This is a genomic window from Anabaena azotica FACHB-119, assembly GCF_014697625.1.
Classification (GTDB): Bacteria; Cyanobacteriota; Cyanobacteriia; order Cyanobacteriales; family Nostocaceae; genus Trichormus; species Trichormus azoticus_A.
The window spans coordinates 15,636-36,231 of sequence record NZ_JACJSG010000034.1 but is presented as its reverse complement, the minus strand read 5'-3'; the positions used below and the strand labels follow the sequence as shown (position 1 = coordinate 36,231).

The following is a 20,596-nucleotide window of genomic DNA, read 5'->3' as shown; positions in this document are numbered from 1 at the left end:
TATATTAAAGCCAGCAGTCGGATTTGAACCGACGACCTTCCGATTACAAGTCGGATGCACTACCACTGTGCTATGCTGGCATTTTTGGTATTTGCTCTAACGCACTCACCGATTTATTATTTTAGCACAACTAATTTATTTGTCTACCCCTAGTGCATATTAATTTCAGCCAGTAGATGAAGGTTGGCTCTAGTCAAGTTACGTTTGAGGTGGATGAAGCTTGGAAACCTTCTCATTTCCCAGATAATCCCCAAAGGCGAATTAGGAAATTTCTTACCAACAGTGTTTAGTTTGACTTGACTGGGCAAAGGAACAGAGATTTATAATTATTCTTTAACAAAACACAAGCATGGCAGCATTGTTAGGACGAGATTTGTTAAGTCTGGCAGACTTAACTCCTACAGAACTTCAAGAACTCCTGCAATTGGCAACCCAATTGAAATCACAACAGTTGAAGTTGCGGTGTAATAAAGTGTTGGGCTTGTTATTTTCTAAAGCCTCAACTCGTACAAGAGTTAGTTTTACTGTGGCTATGTACCAACTGGGTGGACAAGTAATTGATCTCAATCCCAATGTCACTCAAGTTAGTCGGGGAGAACCAGTACAAGATACCGCAAGAGTGTTAGATCGATATTTGGATATTTTGGCAATTCGCACTTTTGAACAGCAGGAGTTAGCAACTTTTGCTGATTATGCGAAAATTCCTGTGATTAATGCCCTGACGGATTTAGAACATCCTTGCCAGATATTAGCAGATTTACTCACAGTACAAGAATGTTTTGGGACAATTTCTGGCTTAACTTTGACCTATGTTGGTGATGGTAATAATGTCGCTAATTCTCTCATGCTGGGTTGTGCGTTGGCGGGCATGAATGTGAGAATTGCCACACCTGTTGGATATGAACCAGATCCTCAAGTTGTCGCCCAAGCACAAGCGATAGCTGATGGGAAAGCGGAAATTTTGCTAACTCATGACCCAGAATTAGCAACTAAAGGCGCATCTGTACTCTACACTGATGTTTGGGCGAGTATGGGGCAAGAGGCAGAGGCAAGCGATCGCTTCCCTATTTTCCAACCATATCAAATCTCGGAACAGTTATTGAGTCTTGCTGATCCACAAGCAATTGTTTTACACTGCTTACCAGCCCATCGTGGTGAAGAAATTACCGAAGAAGTCATCGAAGGTTCTCAATCACGAGTTTGGCAACAAGCTGAAAATCGGATGCACGTGCAAAAAGCTTTGCTAGCTAGTATCTTAGGGGCAGAGTAAGGAACTGGGGGAAAGGGGAAAGGGGAAAGGGGAAAGGGGAAAGGAAGAAGCTTTTACCCTTTTTATGAACTAATCTATCTGGTATGGCGATCAGCTACGCTGGGCGGAACGCCATCGCCCCATAGCTTAGGAAATAAATAAAGCATAGAATCTTGATAGCAAGTAGCTTTTAAACCTGTCCCCCTCCGGGTTCGCCAGTTCCCTACTGCGGGAAACCCGCCTACAGGACTGGACTCACCTGTCACCTGTTCTCTTTCCCCTGCACTGCTATAAAATTCAAAAATAAAGAGGCAAAATAAATGTAAATTGTCTTTCTTTTGCCTTTGAGATTTTTATTTTTATCTTGTTATTAAAGGTTTTTTGTAGTACTAATGTTCTAGGGACATTTATAATTAACCGCCCTATTATTTTATGGAACGCCTAACAGAAGCTCAACAAGAACTTTATGAATGGCTGGCAGAATATATTCGCATTCACCAGCATTCACCTTCGATTCGTCAAATGATGCAGGCGATGAATTTAAAATCACCTGCACCCATTCAAAGCCGTTTAGAACATTTACGTACCAAAGGGTACATTGAATGGACTGAGGGTAAAGCGCGAACTATTCGCATTTTACGACCTATTAAGCAAGGTGTGCCAGTGTTAGGAACGATCGCAGCTGGTGGTTTAATTGAACCATTTACTGATGCTGTTGATCATATCGACTTTTCTAACTTTACTTTACCAGCACAAACTTATGCTTTACGGGTAACTGGCGACAGCATGATTGAAGATTTAATTACCGATGGAGATTTGGTATTTTTACGTCCAGTTCCCGAACCAGATCAGTTAAAAAACGGCACGATTGTCGCCGCCAGAGTTGACGGTCACGGTACTACATTAAAACGTTTTTACAGAAGTGGCGATCGCGTCACTCTCAAACCCGCTAACCCCAAATATAACCCGATTGAAGTTGCAGCCATGCAGGTACAAGTACAGGGTTCTCTCGTCGGTGTTTGGCGGGGTTATATGTAAGGGACTGGGGACTGAGAGAAAGCAGAGGAGCAGGGGAGCAGAGGAGCAGAGGAGCAGGGGAGCAGAGGAGCAGGGGAGCAGGGGAGCAGAGGAGATAGTCTTTTCCCCTTCCCCCTTCCCCTTTCCCCTTTCCCCTTTTCCCTTTTCCCTTTCCCAATACCCAATACCCAATACCCAATACCCAATACCCAATACCCAATACCCAATACCCAATACCTAACCTATGTACCTGAAGCAAGAACCAGTGCAGCATCCTGCTTTTCGGCTCAAATTACCATTTGTGAGGGAAAGTCGGGGTAGTTATCAGACTCAGCCATTACCAGGGTGTCCTAGAATGCCGCTATCTGTGCAGTTGCGACAGTATCAGCGTCAAGCTATGACTAACTGGTTTGCTCACAATGGCCGAGGAACGCTAAAAATGGCGACTGGTAGCGGTAAGACTATTACTGCACTGGCGATCGCTTGTGAATTATACCAGCAGATTGGCTTGCAGGTGCTGTTGGTTGTGTGTCCCTATCGTCATCTGGTGGCACAATGGGCGCGAGAATGCGAGAAGTTTAATTTGCAACCTATATTAGCCTTTGAGAATCTCCGCAGTTGGCAAAGTCAACTTTCTACCCAAATTTACAATCTGCGTTCTGGTTCTCAAAGCTTTATGACTGTAATTACTACCAATTCCACATTAATTGGTGATGGTTTGCAATCGCAACTCAAGTATTTTCCTGCCAAAACTTTCATTGTTGGGGATGAAGCCCATAATTTAGGCGCACCCAAGTTAGAGGAAAGTTTGCCTCGGCGGGTAGGTTTAAGGCTGGCTTTATCTGCTACACCGGAAAGATATTTTGATGATGATGGGACACAATCTTTATTTGATTATTTCGGCCCAGTGTTGCAACCAGAGTTTACTTTGAGGGATGCGATCGCTCAAGGTGCTTTGGTACATTATTTGTATTATCCCATTCTGGTAGAATTGACGGAGGTTGAGAGTATTGCTTATTTGAAGTTAACTAAAAGAATTGGGCGAGCGCTACTATATAAAGAACGCAACACTGGGGAATCACCAAACTTTGAAGATAACGAAGATTTAAAACCATTACTAATGCAACGTGCCAGATTAATTGGCGCAGCAGAAAATAAACTCAAAGCCTTACGTCAGTTAATGGCAACTCGCCGCGACACTACTCACACATTATTTTATTGTAGTGATGGTTCACCGGAAATAGGACAACGCTCATCACTGCATCAACTCAAAGCTGTGGCGAAAATTTTAGGTGGACAATTAGGATATAAAGTAAGTACCTACACAGCCCAAACATCATTAGAAGAAAGAGAAATTTTACGTCGTCAATTTGAGAGTGGAGAATTACAAGGTTTAGTCGCAATTCGTTGTTTAGATGAAGGTGTAGATATTCCCGCAATTCAAACCGCAGTAATTTTATCAAGTTCTGGTAATCCTCGGCAGTTTATTCAGCGACGGGGTAGAGTTTTACGTCCTCATCCAAATAAGGAAAGAGCAACTATTTACGATATGATAGTTTTACCGCCAGATTTGGATAGAGAAACAATAGAAGTTGAACGCAATCTATTAAGAAAAGAATTGCGTCGCTTTGTAGAATTTGCTGATTTAGCTGATAATGCGGGTGAAGCCAGAATTAAGTTACTCGATTTACAAAAGCGATATGGACTATTGGATGTTTAGTTATAGCAGGGTACAGGTGATAGGGGACTCTTGACGAAAGTTTCAAGGGAAGGGGGCTGGGGGGTTAGGTCTGCTGTTAACTTTTCCACATAACGTGAAAAGTCAGAAAAATTTCCCTCTTGCTCATCTGCGTACCCTGCCTTAAGGCTGCGCCAACATCTGTGTTATAAGTAGTAGGGATTTTTAATTGGTAGCCAAAATTATCAAGGAAATTTATGTATTACTGAACAAGAATATTTGTATAAATATTAAGTAGAGGAGGCAAAATTGGTGATTTCTCCCGCTTTATGGCCATTTTGTGACTGCTTTAGTCCAAAACACCCTACAGCTAATTTAATTTGTACTTCATATATAACCTCTAAACAGAATTAATTACTTAGATTATTTCACTATTGTATGTTTCTTGGCTCCTGTAAGGATTTGTAAGCTTTGTGGCCATTTATTTCCAGGCTGAGACATTATCTATACAATATTTTCCCTTCATTAAATAAAAATACTGAGTGCAGGGATAACCTAGAAATCATGCGTACAAACACTGAAGAGTAGAGTCAGCCCACCAATAAATTCAGTGAAACAACGATGGTTTATTCAGGCTCGACTCTGGAAAATAATGACAGCTTTAAGACAATATTACTCAACTCCCTTTTGGCAGAAAAAGGAGTTATATCAAAGGAATTTTTATATGACAGCAATTGAGTCCTATATGCAAACTGATGGTATAGAGTTATTGCGCTTATACCATCAAAATCCTTCTATTAAACTTCGTAATAAATTAGTTCAATTACACACTGGGTTAGTGAGAAAGATGGCTCATAAATTTAGCCATCAATGTAATGAACCCTATGAAGATTTAGAACAAATTGGTTATTTTGGTTTAATTAGAGCTATAGAACGCTTTGATCCTAGTCAAGGATATGCTTTTAGTTCCTTTGCTGTGCCATACATTCGTGGTGAAATGCTGCATTTTCTGCGCGATCGCAGTAGCTTATTAAAAATTCCCCGTCGTTGGCAAGAACTATATAATGAAGGGCAAAAAGTCCGTAAAGAATTAGCAATGTCTTTAGGTCGTCCCCCCAAAGATGCAGAAATTGCCAAGCATCTCAAAGTATCTGTACAAGAATGGCAAGAAACCAAGCTAGCCGCCCAAAACCGGATGCCTTTGAGTTTAGATGCTACCGCAGTCAACTATGTTGATTGCCAAATTACATTAGGCGAAGCCCTTCCTTGTCCCCGGACAATTGCCCAACAACAACAATACGAAGAACGCCAACAACTGCAAGGGGCAATTAGTATGTTAGAAGAAAAGCCCCGCCAAGCCGTGGAAATGGTCTTCTTGAAAGAACTTTCCCGCAAAGATGCAGCCAAAAATATTGGCACTAGCCCCATGACAGTAACGCGGTATTTGCAAAAAGGTATTCAAGATTTAATTGGTTATTTGCAACCCCAAGCAATGCCAACAGGTTCATAGTCAATAGTCAAAAGTCCATAGTCCACAGTTTATGTACTAATGACTATTGACCATTGACTAATGACTAATCTACCGAGATTTTAAATCAGCGATCGCACCCTTAGTCATAGCCGCAATGGCTTTGTCTGTGGCTTTTGGCAGGTGATAATATTTACCTCCTGATGTTTTGGCTAATTCCTTAGCAAAGCCAGTAGAGACAAATTTACTTTCAGTATCTATTACGAGTAACTGCATCCCCAAAGCGCGAATTCTGGCGGCGATATCTAACAGTTCGGCTTTGATGTCTGGTTTTTCTCCAGGTTCTTGGGGTTCACCCAAGGAACGCGACAAGGGAATATTCCCTCGTCCGTCGGTGATAGCGACAATCACAACTTGCCCAATATCTCCTCCCATCTGGGCGTTGACACCGATACGGACGGCTTGGGTTAAACCATGCGCTAGGGGTGAACCACCACCACAAGGTAATCTTTCCAAACGATTTTTTGCTAAAGCGATAGAACGGGTAGGTGGTAATAAGACCTCGGCTTGTTCTCCCCGGAAGGGAATTAAGGCTACTTGGTCACGGTTTTGGTAGGCTTCGGTGAGTAGCTGCATCACCGCGCCTTTGGCTGACTGCATCCGGTTTAAAGCCATTGAACCGGATGCGTCTACTACGAATACTACCAACGCCCCGGCTTTGCGTACCAAGCGTTTTGAACGGATATCACCCTGTTCAACAATTACCTTCCTATCTGGCTGTCTTTCTCGCCTGGCTTTTTGGTAAGGTGCAGCCGATCGCAATGTGGCATCTACGGCAATGCGTCGGACTTTCCCCTTGGGTATCATGGGTTTAATGTAGCGTCCCCGGTCGTCGGAAAAGATGATACTACGACTACCAGATTTACCTTGACGCTGTGCCATTTGCGCGAAATACAGCACACTATTATCTAATATTACCCCTTCTGGGTCGAAGATAAATTCTTCGGGAATGCTGGGGGGTTCTTGCTGTTCTTGTTCTTCTGGCTTGTCTTCCTGTTCTTCTTCCTGTTCTTCCTCTTGTTGTTCTTCTGACTCGTCTTGATTTTGTGGGGGGGGTGGCGGTGGTGGTGGCGGTGGTTGGTCTGGTGGCGGTGTCTGAATAACCGTTGCTCGTGGTACAATTACTAACTCTACCGCCCGCCGCAAATCTTCAGCGTTGACGGTGGTGCGTCCCTCCAAAGCCGCCGCCGCTTTCGCCACGCGCACCGCAAATAATTCGGCGCGATGTCCTTGTACGCCGCCACGAATGGCTTCATCTACTAAGTAGGCGATTTGTTCGTGGGTGATGGTGACTTCCTTTAACCATTCCCGCGCCAGGATGATTTGGGTTTTCAGCGAGTCTAAATCTTCGTTGTATTGCTGGAGGAAATCTTGGGGAGATTGGGAATAGGCGATCGCTTGCTCAACTGCTGCTACTCTTTGATCTAGACCGAGAACACCGTCAGCCGAAAGGGCGATCGCAATTCTATCTAATAAATGTTCTCGTAATGCGCCTTCTTCTGGGTTATAAGTAGCGATGAACAGGGATTTACATGGATGCTGAAAGCTGATACCTTCCCGTTCGATTTGGTTGCGTCCTTCGGAAAGTACAGTTAATAGCTGATTGGAGATTTGGTCATCTAATAAATTGATTTCATCTACGTACAGTACACCCCGGTTAGCTGTGGCGAGTAACCCTGGTTGAAATACTGTATCTCCTTGTTTAACTGACTGTTCGACATCCACAGAACCCAGGAGTCGGTCTTCTGTCACACCCAAGGGTATTTGTACGAAGGGTGCGGGGATAATCTCCGTGGGGACATCCTGAATATTTTTATCAGCATTCTCCGCTAACAGATAATCATCCCATTCTTCTGGGCGGTTGGGGTCGCAGTTACTTAAGGAACCTTGAACAACTTCAATTGGCGGGAGTAGGGCGTGAATAGCACGCGCCATGACAGATTTTGCCGTACCGCGACGACCTGCGATCGCTACTCCCCCCAAACCAGGATCGACTGCTGCTAACAGCAGGGCGAGTTTGATAGCTTCTTGACCGACTACAGCCGTCAAGGGAAAAGCAGTAATTGTGGGATTTATCGTAGGCGCAGGCATAATTACTAGGGATTGGGGATTGGGGATTGGGTACTGGGAAAGTAGAGGAGAAATATCTTAACTTAACTTACTACTCAGCACTTTCATCTTAGTCTCGGTTTTTAGCATATCAATTTTTGGTACGTTTACAATCAAGTTATGGTAAATCCTCTTACCATTTCTCCATAAAACTGCACTTAATACCTTAGATTATTAAGCTCACGCAAAGGCGCAAAGGCGCAAAAGAACAAAGGAACCAAATTTTATTAAGTGCATTGTTACAGAGAACGGGTATCAGTTGTTTGCTGCCATAGATGAATACGGCTGCATTAGGTGGAGGAATGATATTTATGGCTTATAGTGATTTTAAACTGAGTGAAATTATTGAAGATTTTGATTTAACTGTTCGTGAGGCTTCTGGATTATTTGCTAATACTTTAGAGCAAGAATGTAGCGAATTGTTATCTATTATTTTACAAGAGAATGTAGATTTAGCTGTGGCTATTAGTTCTGAAAAGGCTCGGAGTGAAATGATTATTAGCCCAATTTTATTAGAAATTAGGCGTAAATTTAATTATCAGATTAGCTTGTTTTCTGGAATTGATTTTACTGTTGATTCTCAGCGCGGCTTAAATGGCTTTTGCGATTTTATTTTGAGTCTTTCTACTGAACAATTATTTGTTCGTAGTCCGATAATTGTTTTAGTTGAAAGTAAAAATGAAAACTTACGTTCTGGGCTGGCGCAATGTATTGCAGAAATGGTTGCTGCTCAGATATTTAATGAAAAAAATGGCAATGCAATTAAAGCTGTTTATGGTGCTGTCACCATCGGGACTATTTGGCAGTTCCTGAAACTTGAAGGTAATGTTATCAGCATTGATTTAAGTGAATATTATATTAAGGATATTAAGAAAATATTGGGCATTTTATATAGTGCGATCGCTCAAAATCAGTCATATAATTAAAATGTAGTCCTAAAAATTTAAGTAAGGCAAACAAGTATTGTGAAATAATTTCCATGAAAACATTGATATTTTCAAATAGTGGTTGTAAAAATAGTAATACCGAATTAATATGAAACTGTCTAGAATAATATTTTCAGATGAATTGAACGCAGATGCACGCAGATAAACGCAGATGAATCAATGAATTTTCTAATTATGTGCAATATCATATAAAATTGGCATAAGTTATATTCTTGTGGAAGCAAAACTTATGAGTATTGCTCAAGCTAAACGCTTTTCTCTGGAAGAGTACCACAAACTAACGGAATTAGGCTTTTTCCATGAGGACGACCATATTGAATTAATTAACGGGGAAATCATTCAAATGGTAGCTAAAGGTACTACTCATGAAACTTGCTTACGAAGACTTTGGAAAGAATTGCCAAAACTTATAGGTGATAGAGCTACGTTGCAATCTCAAGCCCCGATTACTTTACCACCTAACAGCGAACCAGAGCCAGATTTTGCTATTGTCCGTAATAGCACCGATGATTATTTATCTGCTCATCCTAGTCCTAGTGATGTGTTGCTGGTGATGGAGGTTGCAGATTCTTCTTTAAGTTATGACCAAGATGTTAAAATACCTCTCTACGCTAAAGCTGGTATTGCAGATTATTGGATATTCAATTTATTTGATAATTATTTAGAATGTTACAGTGAACCTTATCAAGATAATCAAGGAAAATATGGTTATCTGAATAAGCGAATTGTTTTGGTTAAGATGGCGATCGCTCTACCCTGTTTCCCTGATTTGTCCCTCGATTTAAGCAGAGTATTCCCCGCAAAGCTAAATTTGTAAGTTTTTTGGGCTATAGCCGAGCTTAGGTAAAAATCTTTACAACTACTATATTGACATTCATCTTTTGCTATGCAATTCTATACTTAAGACAGCCAAGTATATGTAGTCTACTCGCATCTTGTACCAACCTCTTCTACTTGTAAATCTAAGCTTTAAAATCCTTACGATTTCGTAGGGTGGGCATTGCCCACCATGTGTTTGTTGAGAAGTGCAAGATATTCAGACTCCCAAGGGCGCGGTCAACGCTCCCGCAAAACGTAGAGCAAGCGCATTTTTTTGAGATTTCTCAAAGCTTTACCACACAATGGTTTTAAAATGTGCAACTTGAGCGACTACAGGTCTAACTCTAAGCTCCAACTACTGACATTTTTTGTTACCTTAAGAAAAGGATAATTTTTGTCTTTTTAGTAACAAAATAGGGGTTGATAGTTGTCTCAATGTATAGAACTCCTGTTTTACCTGTGGTAAGTTGTGTTTACCTTCGGCTAAGTATTTAGCCTAGTGACAATTCACAACAGTGAAGACTAAATAGTTAAAATAGTCAGCCATTTGACTAAATATTTAGCCGGATGTCAACACAACTTACTACAGTTAAAATAGGGATTCTATAACTGAGACTGAAATCAATCTAGTTAGTTGTTACTGTTTTTGCTTGAAAGTGAAAATAAATTTTAGAGAAGTTATCTTTTAAAGCTGTCCAGTTCAATATAACACTGGAGACAATAACCAATGACTATTCGCAAATCTTCTCATAGTCAAAAAAGCATGGGAAAAAATTCGGTTGCCATTTTCTGCGACGTACAAAATGCACCAAAAATAAAAGAAATGGCTAAATATTTACTTGATTTTGCAGCAATTACTCTTGGAAGTGTGCATTACAAGAAACTCTACTACAATTCATCTTTCAAAGAGCAAGTTTCTATTAAGGACAAGCTCAAACTTCTTGGTTTTGAATGCGTTAATGTCACCGATACTTCAGAGAATAGTGCAGATTATAGATTGGTTGCTGACTGTGTTAAATTATTTGCTCCACAAAAATTCCCTATTCCTAATACAGTTATTATTGTATCAGGGGATTGGGATTATGCAGGTTTAGTTTCCGTTCTTCAGGCTATGGGTAAAAGAGTAATCATTTTTGCTCAAAAAGGTAGTGCTAGTACGAAGATAGCAGGACTTATTGGTAGCAGTAACTTCTATTTTGTAGATGATTTACCTGATTTGCTAAACAACATAAATAAACTTCAGCCAGATAGTTTAGTTTAGCTATAATACATTTACGCAGGGTTTTGAAAAAGTAATGATTAAAAAATTAGGTTGACAAAACCCTAGATTATTACATAACTTTTGTTTTGTTGATATTAGTTAATTCTGTCTAAAAGACAATATTTAAAAATGCACGAACTTCTCAAATTCAATAATGAAAAACTTCTCCGCCAAGCACTCACACACCGTTCTTATGTGAATGAACATCCAGGCGAAGATGTACAAGATAATGAACGCCTAGAATTTCTAGGTGATGCAATATTAAATTTTCTCAGTGGTCAATATCTGTATGATAAACATAAAGATAAGGGAGAAGATGAATTAACTCGTCGTCGTTCTGCATTAGTAGATGAAAAGCAATTAGCTAAATTTGCTACAGAAGTAGGTTTAGACTTTCGGATGCGGTTGGGACAAGGCGCAATTCGAGATGGTGGTTTTCAAAACCCTAATTTACTTAGCAGCACTTTTGAAGCTGTGGTAGGTGCTTATTATCTGGATAATGGCTCTAATATTGAAGCGGTTCTTGCTGTTGTTAAACCGCTTTTTGATTCTGTACCAGAACAGGTTGTGGTTATTCGTTCTAATGTAGACTCAAAAAATCGTTTTCAAGAGTGGGTACAAAGTACAGGAATTACCAATCCTCCTAAATATGATACAAGACAAATAGGCGGTCCCTCTCATGCACCAAAGTTCATTGCTAAAGTGTTGGTGGAGGGTAAAGAATACGGTGAAGGTGAAGGACGTAATAAAAAAGAAGCAGAGAAAGCTGCGGCTGAAGATGCACTAACTAAATTGAAAAAGAAGGGACTGCTATAAACTCAACCTTCCTCCATATACCCTCTGCATCACTCTGCGCTTAACTCCGCGTTCCTCTGCGTTTAACTGACATCTTGCATCTTGTCGATAAGCTGGTGATGGGCAATGCCCACCCTACGAAATCATAAGGGTTTCAGGCTTCGATTTTTGCAATAAACTAATGGTGCAAGATATAAGTTAAATAAAGTGAAAATCTCAAGTTACTCATTTTTAATTCAGAGAAAGAGAGGATTATTCAATGGATACCTTAGATAACTATCGACGCATTATTGCAGAAGTTTTAATACCTTACACAAAGATTCCTTATTCCCACGGGAATATTGAATGTAAAGCAGTTTTTGATAGAGAAAATGATAGTTATTTGCTGATAACTCTGGGTTGGGATGATGTCAAGCGTATTCATGGGTGCTTAGTTCATCTTGATATTATTGATGGCAAAATTTGGGTGCAACGTGATGACACAGAAGACGGCGTAACCTATGAATTAGTAGCAGCAGGCGTTCCTAAAGATAAAATTGTCTTGGGTTTTCACCCACTAAATGTAAGACAACACACGGGATATGCAGTTACTTAAACCTCCACTTTCAAAGGTAAAGTCACCGTAAAAGTAGAACCAACTCCTTCTTGCGAAACCAGGCTAATTTCACCTTGCAATAGTTTGACTAAACGCACAACTATTGCTAACCCTAAACCAGTGCTGTCAGGTGCGTAAGGACGAGTTTGAGAAGTGACGCGAAAATAAGGTTCAAATATCTTAGTTTGGTCTTCTTTGGCAATGCCAATTCCTGTATCTGAAACTGCGATCGCCCATTTTTCACCTTCCACTACTTTAGATAATATACTAATAGTGCCTGTCTCTGTATAGCGAATGGCATTACTTACAAGATTTGTGACAATTTGTTGTAATTGAAAGCCATCTGTGATTACTTCATTCGGTGCTTCTACCCACTCAACTAAAATTAATAAATTTTTTTCACTAGCTAACGGTTCCAACATTTCACAAACGTTATTAATTATTTCTCTGATATTTGTTGGTGCTAGTTGTAACTGAATTTTCCCGGCTTCATACCGCGATAGTTCTAATACATTATTAATTAAACGCAATAAATGTCTACCGTTACGCAGCACACGTTCAATATGTTCTATATTAACTGGGTTCTCTTTTTTTTGAATTGCTCTTTTTTGTTGCCGTAAGAATAAGTCTGAGTAACCAATTATTGCCGTTAAAGGATGTTTCAGTTCGTGAGCTAGTTGTGATAGTTTATCTTCATTACTAGTGACTAAGCGCGTTAGTTCTTCATTATGCAGCGTCAAAGAGGCTTGGAGATGTTCCAATTCACGCAAGCGTTCCCCAACATAACTATGAAAACATCTGGCGATCGCTTCATCAATCACCGCATCGATTAAACGCATATAACGAATAACCTCGGCGGTTGCTGCCTGTAATAAATATATTTCTACAGTATCAAATATTACTTTCCTTAACAAGCGGTATTCACGGGCAATTTCGGACGGGTCAAAGCCTTGTTCAGCGCGTAGTAACCCATGCTGCCAACTAGCGGTGATAATGGATTTAATATCACTCTCCTGAGATTGGGACAACACTGTTACCATTGCCTGAAACACATCAGGTATATGGTTTTTAATCGCTGTGTAGGATAAGTCATCAGCACTTTCAATCTGTCTATCCTCACGAACTGCGGCAACCCACTTGGCGATGATAGTGTTACTATTTTCAGCCAGAACTTGACTAAATTCCATGCTTTTAAATTCAGCTATGCGATAGAGGAATTAATTCTATATGGAATTAGTTTAACTAGCGTAGTGGACACTATCACCATTAATGAAAAAATTCACCTACCTAATTATATATATGGGTAATACTACCATCAAAATACTAATTAACTCTCAAGCAGGATTGATTATTCTCAATTGCTAAAAATAAAATTAAATATATTGAATCCTGTAGCTTTATGTGCCTTGCTTAATCGCGTTTAAATGCGATCTTGAATATCACACCAGTTTATTGCCAAATATGAGCATATGAGTTATTTTGTGGTAATCAAATAAACAACATTTATCAATCGGAGATTGTTTTTATTGGATGAAGATGTTAAGGTCTTAGATACTATTATCTTAAATTAGAGTAAGTCAGCCTAATCCAACCCATTACAGTAATTGAAAGTTGGAGCGGAGGAACCATATTCACAGTTATCAGTTATCAGTGAGCCAGCGCGGTCTTGGGGGTTTCCCCCATGAGCGACTGGCGAACCCGTAAGGGTTATCAGTTATCAGGTTATACTCCCTGTTTACTGTTCACTGTTCACTGTTCACTGGCTTAAGGGGCGTATCTTCGAGAGAGTGTTAACTAAAAAGTCATGTAACTCAACACTCAGCACTTTCAAGAGAAGGGCATCTCTCAGCCCTAGCCCGTCAGCTAACTTCGTAGGCATTGAGAGGAGACTGAAGAGACAGCATTGAATAAATGTTTAGTTCTCATCAGTGTCCGAGGCTGGTACTGCTCAGTTTTTCGTACCTGCGCTGAACTCTGTTGAGGTGGCATAATGATATTTCAATTAAATTTAGCAGCGATCAGCTCTGCTGGGCGGAACGCCATCGCAGCTGTTGCTAGTCAAGCTGCGTGGAAAAAAGCTAAACCGATTTTGGTTAAGGATGTAGTCATACTTCCCGCCTTGGGATTTTTAGGCATTATCTTGTTGTGGTGGATAATAGCCTTGGCAAATAATGAATTAATGCCAACTCCACCAGAAGCATTAATTGCTAACTTAGACTATATATTAAACCCCTTTTACGAAAGAGGCCCCGGTAACTTAGGAATTGGTTGGTTATTGATAGCCAGTTTACGGCGAGTATTGATTGGTTTTGTCTTAGGTGCTATAGTCGCCATTCCCTTGGGCTTTTTGATTGGGATGTCTAAATCAGCCATGTTAGCACTCAATCCCATCATTCAGATATTCAAACCCGTCTCGCCCTTGGCTTGGCTACCCATCGCCTTAGCTATATTCAACTTAGCAGATCCCTCAGCCATATTTGTGATTTTTATCACCTCCCTCTGGCCGACCATTATTAACACCGCCCTGGGAGTAGCCAGCGTTCCCAAAGATTATCTAGATGTAGCGCGAGTGCTAGAAATGCCACGCTGGCGGAGAATTACCAAAATTATTTGGCCTGCGAGTTTACCTTATATTTTCACAGGCTTACGCATCAGCTTAGGCATTGCTTGGCTAGTCATAGTTGCGGTAGAAATGCTAACAGGTGGTATTGGGATCGGTTTCTTCGTCTGGGATGAATGGAGTCGCTTAAACCTCAGTTCAGTATTCCTCGCCGTCTTCGTCATCGGCATAACTGGACTTGTCCTCGACTTCGCCGTCGCCAAACTGCAAGAATTTGTTACCCATCGCCCGACAGTGAGTAATTAGGGGCGATATCAATTCAAAATTCGCGCATTCAAAATTCAAAATTATGAAAGTCATATGTTAAATGGGTTTCTGAGTTTTGCATAAAAGCATTACGAATTAAGAAATGAGCAATTATAACTGGAATAGAAGAGACTTTATCAAAGGCATAGGAGCAACTACAGCTACAATCAGTTTATCATCCTGTGCCATATCGGGGGATAGATCAGCCAAAGGCTTAACCGAAGAAGCTTTAGCAGTAAAACCAGTAGTTAAATCTAGCGACTTAGAAAAACCCGACTTAGTTGTCGGATACGTCCCTGTAAATGATTGTGCGCCATTTGCGATCGCCTGGAAAAAAGGTTTCTTTCGCAAGTATGGTTTAAACGTCAAACTTAACCGCGAAGCGAGTTGGGCTACCTCCCGCGACGGTATTATCTTCGGTCGTCTCGATGCTTCCCCTGTCGTATCTGGTGCGGTGACAAACGCCCGCATCGGTGCAGAAGGTGCGCGTCACGCCCCCTTATGCGCCGCCATGACAATACACCGTCACGGTAACGCCATGACGATGAACAAAGCCATGTGGGATTTTGGTTTGCGTCCTTGGTATGAATATCAGCAGCAATATGGTGATGGGGCGTTAGAAGCCTTTGGTAAAGATTTTCGCGCCTACTTCAAAAAACAGCCAGTAGAAAACAAAGTCTGGGCGGTCGTTTTAAGTTCGGCGATATACGAATACTTCGTCCGTTACATATCGGCGGCGGCTGGTGTTGATCCCCTAAAAGAATTCCGCATTATTATCGTCCCACCACCGCAGATGGTGACAAACGTGCGGATAGGCGCAATGCAAGCATACATGGTAGCAGAACCTTGGAACACCAGAGCGATTACAGGTAATGAAGGTATTGGTTTTACTTTCGCCCAAGGTAAAGAAGTTTGGTTAGGACACCCCGACAGGCTATTGGGTGTGATGGAATCCTTCATCGTCAATTATCCCAAAACCTACCGTTCCTTGGTTAAAGCGATGATTGAAGCTTGTCAGTATTGTAGCAAGCCGGAAAATCGCCAAGAAGTAGCCGAACTAATTACAGACCGTTCCTTTACAGGCGCAAGACCGAAAAATAAAAATGCGCCAATTACTAAGTTTACAGCCCCCGCTATTCTTGGGGCTTACAACTACGGTGGGTTTGATGGCAAAGACCGCACCATCAAAGCCGCCGACACCACCATATTTTATGATATTCCTGACAACTTACCCAAAGAACCAAACGAACACTCGACATTCATGTGGCGATCGCGTAGTCTTTGGTTAATGACCCAAGCCGCCCGTTGGGGACAAATCAAGGAATTTCCCAAAAACGCCGAGGAATTAGCCGAACAAGGCTGGAGAGCAGATTTATATCGAGAAATAGCCGCCGAAATGGGTATTGAATGTCCCAAGGATGATTACAAAGTCGAATTACCAGAAGTATTCATAGATAAAAAAGGTTTTGACCCCAGCGATCCCGTTCGTTACTTAAATAGCTTTGCAATTAGGGCTAACGCCCCCACTCGTTTTTTTATGTCTTAGGGGGCTGGGGAGCAGAGGAGCGGGGGAGCAGAGGAGCAGAGGAGCAGAGGAGCAACCCACCCCTAACCCCTCCCAGGAGGGGAAAGGAGCAGAGGAGCAGAGGAGCAGAGGAGCGGAGGAGAAAATAATTACACTTCCTTACCCCTTCCCCTAGTAATCAAACCGAATTCATATAAGTTACTTTTTGGAGCATTTGATATGAAATATACACCACCAGTAGTAGATAGTTATCAAAAAGCTATGTCTAGCTCTAATTTCTTAGAAATTGAGAATTTAGTTAAGTCTTATCCTACACCAGATAAAGGTAACTTTGTAGTTTTAGATGGTGTTAATTTAACAATAGGTGAAGATGAATTTATTTCAGTAATTGGGCATTCTGGTTGTGGCAAATCAACTCTCTTAAAAATAGTTGCTGGGTTAGAAAAAGCCACCTCCGGTTCAGTCAGGCTTGATGGCAAAGAAATTAACAAGCCAGGTGCGGAAAGAATGATGGTGTTTCAAAACTATTCACTGTTACCTTGGCTAACGGTGAGAGAAAACATCCGCCTAGCGGTGGATGAAGTGTTAAAAAATGCTAATAGGGCTGAAAAAATTAGCATTGTGAACGAACACTTGGCAATGGTAAACTTAACCCCGGCAGCAGATAAATATCCTGATGAAATCTCTGGAGGGATGAAACAACGAGTAGGTATTGCTAGAGCCTTAGCAATTCGCCCAAAAATGTTACTTATGGATGAACCTTTTGGGGCGTTAGATGCTTTAACCAGAGGGAAATTACAAAGACAAGTATTAGATATTTGGGAGCATAATCGGCAGGCAGTCATGATGATTACCCACGATGTTGATGAGGCAATTTATATGAGCGATCGCATCGTTTTAATGACCAATGGCCCAGCCGCAAATATTGGCGAAATATTAGAAGTTCCCTTCCCTCACCCCAGAGATCGGGCTGCTATGCGTAACTCCAAGGAATATTTTGAACTTCGCAATCATGCCTTAAACTTTCTCGACAAATACTTTACACATGACGAGTAATTTAGTTTATTATTTCTTTAGAGGGTAGCCTAATTCAAATTTAATCGGCAACAATTTGGAACGGAGGAACCATATTCACAGTTATCAGTTATCAGTTATCAGGTTATATTCACTGATTACTACTGTTCACTGTTCACTGGTATAAGGGGCGCATCTTACAAAGAGTAGCTATTCCAGAGTAAAAAAAGACAACTATTAATAGTCAACTCATTACTCAGCACTCAAAAGAGAGACACCTTCCAGTCTTAGCCCGTCAGCTAACTTCGTAGGCAATGGAAGGAACCCCCAAAATGGCTTTAATACCAGTTGTTATTGGGGTTTCCTGAAGGATAGAAAATCTGTCTTTACCCTACTTCTCATTTATTAGTTCGTTGAGTTTAGGAGAAGTTAAAACTGTGAAAGTCAAGCCAATGTTAGCACGCCTGCAAAGTGCAATGGGTCGGAATGACCTAATTGACAAAATGGTATTGTTACCAGAACCTAAACAAGACCAAATTACAGAATCAATCAATTTAATCGTCGGTTATGACGCTTCGCCTAACAGTCATACTGCACTAGATATTGCCTTTTGGATAGCCCATCAAACCCGGTTAGCGACTAATCAACAAGTCACAGTGCAAGCTGTTTACGTATTAGTAGAAAGTTGCCCAATCGACTATAGCAATATATTAAACTTTGGGAAGCGATCGCCAACAATAGAACTGCCCATAAATCAGCAAACAAAGTCTGGGATATCTGTCATCACTCAACCACAATTGACAGGGATCAAATCCTATTTACAAACAGACACAATAACGCCTTTGCAAGAAGCAGATAGAGTTCTCTGGCAAGCCAGAAGTTTAGCAGAAGAATGGCAAGGTTCGTTTAAATCTCATTTACGCTTTGGTTGCGTGAGTACAGAATTAAGAAAAATTGCAGAGTTAGAAGCTGCTGACATACTATTTGTGGGTTGTAAATCTGTTTATCATCCTTTAATTCAAGCCTTGGGTTCCGATTTTCCTTGTGCTGTCTTGGGTATTCCCGACTCCATAGATGAATAATATCATGTCCGCTTAAACACTTATCATATCCTGAAGGTTGGTAATTGGTAACTGGTAATGGTAGAAAACAATTACCCATGACCCATTACCGACTCAACCAAGCATATCTTAAGTAATTAGCCGGACTTGGTATAGTTTCTGAAATTATTTACCTAAATTTAAAATATCCATAAAAGCCACCTATATACTTAGGCGGCTTTTTTCGCTATTATGCAACCAAATAAACTGTATGGAGTACGAAGTGGAAAACTGGCAAGCACTCCTAACTATCATCATATTTATCAGCGTCATCTTCGTCATTATGACGGAATGGGTGCATTTAACTATTGCTGCATTGTTAGGGGCATTAATCTTAGTCTTTACCAACGTTATGACGTTATCAGAAGCTGTTGCTTACATTGGTAATAGTTATGGCACATTGGGGTTATTTTTTGGGGTAATGGTGTTGGTGAGGGCATTTGAACCAACAAAAATCTTTGAATATTTAGCAACACAAATAGTCATCTTGGCTAAAGGCGATGGTAAACGTCTGTTACTGGGTATTGTCGGTATAGTCACTCCCATTTGTGCCTTATTACCCAATGCAACAACAGTAATGTTGTTAGCGCCTCTAATTCCACCAATGGCTGAGGAAATCGGCATAAATTTTGTTCCCCTACTCATATTGATGGTATTAATTGCCAATAGTGCCGGATTGTTAACATTAGTTGGCGACCCAGCTACATTTATTGTGGGCGATGCTGTTAATATTAGTTTTATAGATTATTTAGGAAAATTGAGTTTGGGGGGTGTCATTGCTGTTGCCACTGTCACTGCTACTTTACCTTTTTTATTCCGGAAGATTTGGCATACCAGATTAGAGAATTTGGAAGCACTACCACATCCCCAAATCAATCATCCACGAGTGTTAACTGCGGGTGCAGTAATTGCTGCCTTTGTACTACTATTTTTTGTCATTGGTGAATCTCTCCCCATCCCAATTTCTCCGGCGGCGGTAGCTTTATTAGGTGCAGCTTTAGCTTTACTATTATCTCACCATAGCAAGATTGATACAGTTAATAATATTTTACGAGATGTAGACTGGAGTACATTGATATTTTTTATGAGTATCTTTGTGCTGATTGGCGGGTTAGAAAAGACTGGTGTAATTAATAGTTTATCGGGAGTATTGGCTGTAATTTTAGGAAAAAATATTATCTTGGGTTCTTTAGTTTTGATATTCTTTGTCGGTATCTTATCCAGTGTTGTACCTAATATTCCGCTAGTTGTGGCAATGGTTCCCCTACTTAAACAATATGTTGTAACTGTAGGATTAGCACCAGCAGAAGTTTTAGCAAGAGATTTTTCAGGACAGTTTCCTCCAGAGGTTTTACCTTTGTTTTACGCCATGATGTTTGGTGCAACTTTGGGAGGTAATGGCACACTTGTAGGCGCATCTTCTAATATCGTAGCGGCAGGTATTTCTGAACAGCACGGAAGGCGCATTTCATTTAAAACTTTTCTGCACTATGGCGTTCCTGTGACAATATTGCAACTAGTGACTTCAGCTTTATATGTGTTAGTTCGATTTTTAATTTAAGAGATAGCTTTGTCAACTGCCCCATCCACATATTTTATTTATCAAAGTAAGGCGAGAAGCAGACAGACCAGAGTATGATTTATCACGGGTCTTTGCTTTGTTTACTTCTGCCAAAGAACTGTACAATATCTGGCAAATTCTTAAACGTATTGGTCAAAGAATTTTTTAAAATAAATACCCGACTTCTCTAAGAAGTCGGGTATTTATGAATTTCTCTGCCAGGGTTAACTCCTTACATAGAAATAAGCTTTAAATTTAGTAACCGATGATGCGTAATACGTCACGCAGAACGCTATAACCTGCTAAATCCCACAGTAAGTAAGCTAAAAAGCCGATCGCAGCTAGGCGACCATTCCACAATTCCGCTTGGGGAGTCCAACCAAACAGAAAAGCGTTACGGTCTACGCCGTTGTATGCTGTAGCAACTGTTGGTAAATCGGTAGCTGGACGAGTTTCTTGAGTAGCCATTGTTGTGTCTCCTAAAATTTGGTAATTGTCAGTTGTCAGTTGTCAGTGGGACTTACGCAAGTGT

At 40.8% G+C, this 20,596-nt stretch carries 17 protein-coding genes, 1 tRNA gene and 2 riboswitches; of the genes, 14 read left to right on the top strand and 4 right to left on the bottom strand.

The features are described 5' to 3' along the window. Positions 1 to 8: 8 nt before the first annotated feature. Positions 9 to 80 (bottom strand) — tRNA-Thr (locus tag H6G83_RS22565). Between the two features lie 269 nt (positions 81 to 349). On the opposite strand from H6G83_RS22565, the gene argF reads away from it, so the two are divergent. From argF to H6G83_RS22545, 4 genes are all read left to right on the top strand, one after another. Next, positions 350 to 1,270 carry an ornithine carbamoyltransferase gene (gene argF, locus H6G83_RS22560; RefSeq protein WP_190476210.1) on the top strand — a complete coding sequence of 307 codons (921 nt, stop codon included), beginning with the start codon at positions 350 to 352 and terminating at the stop codon, positions 1,268 to 1,270. A 411-nt stretch (positions 1,271 to 1,681) separates the two neighbouring features. Beyond that, positions 1,682 to 2,287, top strand: coding sequence for a transcriptional repressor LexA (lexA, locus tag H6G83_RS22555; RefSeq protein ID WP_190476209.1), 606 nt, complete (start codon positions 1,682 to 1,684; stop codon positions 2,285 to 2,287). Between the two features lie 223 nt (positions 2,288 to 2,510). After that, positions 2,511 to 3,986: a DNA phosphorothioation system restriction enzyme gene (locus tag H6G83_RS22550; protein ID WP_190476208.1), complete on the top strand. Its 1,476-nt coding sequence runs from the start codon at positions 2,511 to 2,513 to the stop codon at positions 3,984 to 3,986. 682 nt (positions 3,987 to 4,668) lie between these two features. After that, positions 4,669 to 5,454 (top strand): RNA polymerase sigma factor SigF, encoded by a 786-nt coding sequence (locus H6G83_RS22545; protein ID WP_190476207.1) that lies wholly within the window; start codon positions 4,669 to 4,671, stop codon positions 5,452 to 5,454. Positions 5,455 to 5,523: 69 nt separating this feature from the next. Here the strand turns inward: H6G83_RS22545 and bchD are convergent, their stop codons facing one another. Continuing rightward, the gene (gene bchD / locus H6G83_RS22540) at positions 5,524 to 7,563 is read right to left on the bottom strand and encodes a magnesium chelatase ATPase subunit D (protein ID WP_190476206.1); all 2,040 of its coding nucleotides are present in this window, start codon (positions 7,561 to 7,563) and stop codon (positions 5,524 to 5,526) included. A gap of 329 nt (positions 7,564 to 7,892) precedes the next feature. Between bchD and H6G83_RS22535 the strand changes: the two genes are divergently transcribed. From H6G83_RS22535 to H6G83_RS22515, 5 genes are all read left to right on the top strand, one after another. Next, a complete protein-coding gene (locus tag H6G83_RS22535; RefSeq protein ID WP_190476205.1) occupies positions 7,893 to 8,507 on the top strand; it encodes a hypothetical protein in 615 nt (204 codons plus the stop codon). A 250-nt stretch (positions 8,508 to 8,757) separates the two neighbouring features. Further along, positions 8,758 to 9,345, top strand: coding sequence for a Uma2 family endonuclease (locus tag H6G83_RS22530; protein WP_190476204.1), 588 nt, complete (start codon positions 8,758 to 8,760; stop codon positions 9,343 to 9,345). 729 nt (positions 9,346 to 10,074) lie between these two features. Then, positions 10,075 to 10,608 (top strand): NYN domain-containing protein, encoded by a 534-nt coding sequence (locus H6G83_RS22525; RefSeq protein ID WP_190476203.1) that lies wholly within the window; start codon positions 10,075 to 10,077, stop codon positions 10,606 to 10,608. A 129-nt stretch (positions 10,609 to 10,737) separates the two neighbouring features. Then, positions 10,738 to 11,424 (top strand): ribonuclease III, encoded by a 687-nt coding sequence (rnc, locus tag H6G83_RS22520; protein WP_190476202.1) that lies wholly within the window; start codon positions 10,738 to 10,740, stop codon positions 11,422 to 11,424. Positions 11,425 to 11,662: 238 nt separating this feature from the next. Then, entirely contained in the window at positions 11,663 to 11,998 is a 336-nt protein-coding gene (locus tag H6G83_RS22515) for a XisI protein (RefSeq protein ID WP_190476201.1), read from the top strand. On the opposite strand, the gene H6G83_RS22510 is transcribed toward H6G83_RS22515, so the two are convergent. Next, the gene (locus H6G83_RS22510) at positions 11,995 to 13,185 is read right to left on the bottom strand and encodes a sensor histidine kinase (protein WP_190476200.1); all 1,191 of its coding nucleotides are present in this window, start codon (positions 13,183 to 13,185) and stop codon (positions 11,995 to 11,997) included. The two genes, H6G83_RS22515 and H6G83_RS22510, sit on opposite strands and share 4 nt — an antisense overlap. Before the next feature lie 382 nt (positions 13,186 to 13,567). Then, positions 13,568 to 13,891, top strand: a riboswitch (cyclic di-AMP (ydaO/yuaA leader). 97 nt (positions 13,892 to 13,988) lie between these two features. On the opposite strand from H6G83_RS22510, the gene ntrB reads away from it, so the two are divergent. The 5 genes from ntrB (at position 13,989) to H6G83_RS22485 (ending at position 20,064) form a co-directional block, all read left to right on the top strand. After that, a complete protein-coding gene (ntrB, locus tag H6G83_RS22505) occupies positions 13,989 to 14,864 on the top strand; it encodes a nitrate ABC transporter permease (protein ID WP_190476199.1) in 876 nt (291 codons plus the stop codon). 103 nt (positions 14,865 to 14,967) lie between these two features. Next, positions 14,968 to 16,410 (top strand): ABC transporter substrate-binding protein, encoded by a 1,443-nt coding sequence (locus H6G83_RS22500; RefSeq protein ID WP_190476198.1) that lies wholly within the window; start codon positions 14,968 to 14,970, stop codon positions 16,408 to 16,410. A 198-nt stretch (positions 16,411 to 16,608) separates the two neighbouring features. Next, entirely contained in the window at positions 16,609 to 17,445 is an 837-nt protein-coding gene (locus H6G83_RS22495) for an ABC transporter ATP-binding protein (protein ID WP_190476197.1), read from the top strand. Between the two features lie 16 nt (positions 17,446 to 17,461). Beyond that, positions 17,462 to 17,732: riboswitch (cyclic di-AMP (ydaO/yuaA leader) on the top strand. A gap of 123 nt (positions 17,733 to 17,855) precedes the next feature. Next, positions 17,856 to 18,485 (top strand): universal stress protein, encoded by a 630-nt coding sequence (locus H6G83_RS22490; RefSeq protein ID WP_190476249.1) that lies wholly within the window; start codon positions 17,856 to 17,858, stop codon positions 18,483 to 18,485. A gap of 241 nt (positions 18,486 to 18,726) precedes the next feature. Continuing rightward, a complete protein-coding gene (locus H6G83_RS22485; RefSeq protein WP_190476248.1) occupies positions 18,727 to 20,064 on the top strand; it encodes an ArsB/NhaD family transporter in 1,338 nt (445 codons plus the stop codon). Between the two features lie 255 nt (positions 20,065 to 20,319). On the opposite strand, the gene H6G83_RS22480 is transcribed toward H6G83_RS22485, so the two are convergent. Continuing rightward, entirely contained in the window at positions 20,320 to 20,532 is a 213-nt protein-coding gene (locus H6G83_RS22480) for a high light inducible protein (RefSeq protein ID WP_190476196.1), read from the bottom strand. Positions 20,533 to 20,596: the final 64 nt, after the last annotated feature.

What these genes read in the sequence shown, in the direction of transcription:
- argF (WP_190476210.1), top strand. Translation starts at nt 350, where the DNA reads ATGGCAGCATTGTTAGGACGAGATTTGTTAAGTCTGGCAGACTTAACT.
- lexA (WP_190476209.1), top strand. Translation starts at nt 1,682, where the DNA reads ATGGAACGCCTAACAGAAGCTCAACAAGAACTTTATGAATGGCTGGCA.
- H6G83_RS22550 (WP_190476208.1), top strand. Translation starts at nt 2,511, where the DNA reads ATGTACCTGAAGCAAGAACCAGTGCAGCATCCTGCTTTTCGGCTCAAA.
- H6G83_RS22545 (WP_190476207.1), top strand. Translation starts at nt 4,669, where the DNA reads ATGACAGCAATTGAGTCCTATATGCAAACTGATGGTATAGAGTTATTG.
- bchD (WP_190476206.1), bottom strand. Translation starts at nt 7,563, where the DNA reads ATGCCTGCGCCTACGATAAATCCCACAATTACTGCTTTTCCCTTGACG.
- H6G83_RS22535 (WP_190476205.1), top strand. Translation starts at nt 7,893, where the DNA reads ATGGCTTATAGTGATTTTAAACTGAGTGAAATTATTGAAGATTTTGAT.
- H6G83_RS22530 (WP_190476204.1), top strand. Translation starts at nt 8,758, where the DNA reads ATGAGTATTGCTCAAGCTAAACGCTTTTCTCTGGAAGAGTACCACAAA.
- H6G83_RS22525 (WP_190476203.1), top strand. Translation starts at nt 10,075, where the DNA reads ATGACTATTCGCAAATCTTCTCATAGTCAAAAAAGCATGGGAAAAAAT.
- rnc (WP_190476202.1), top strand. Translation starts at nt 10,738, where the DNA reads ATGCACGAACTTCTCAAATTCAATAATGAAAAACTTCTCCGCCAAGCA.
- H6G83_RS22515 (WP_190476201.1), top strand. Translation starts at nt 11,663, where the DNA reads ATGGATACCTTAGATAACTATCGACGCATTATTGCAGAAGTTTTAATA.
- H6G83_RS22510 (WP_190476200.1), bottom strand. Translation starts at nt 13,185, where the DNA reads ATGGAATTTAGTCAAGTTCTGGCTGAAAATAGTAACACTATCATCGCC.
- ntrB (WP_190476199.1), top strand. Translation starts at nt 13,989, where the DNA reads ATGATATTTCAATTAAATTTAGCAGCGATCAGCTCTGCTGGGCGGAAC.
- H6G83_RS22500 (WP_190476198.1), top strand. Translation starts at nt 14,968, where the DNA reads ATGAGCAATTATAACTGGAATAGAAGAGACTTTATCAAAGGCATAGGA.
- H6G83_RS22495 (WP_190476197.1), top strand. Translation starts at nt 16,609, where the DNA reads ATGAAATATACACCACCAGTAGTAGATAGTTATCAAAAAGCTATGTCT.
- H6G83_RS22490 (WP_190476249.1), top strand. Translation starts at nt 17,856, where the DNA reads ATGTTAGCACGCCTGCAAAGTGCAATGGGTCGGAATGACCTAATTGAC.
- H6G83_RS22480 (WP_190476196.1), bottom strand. Translation starts at nt 20,532, where the DNA reads ATGGCTACTCAAGAAACTCGTCCAGCTACCGATTTACCAACAGTTGCT.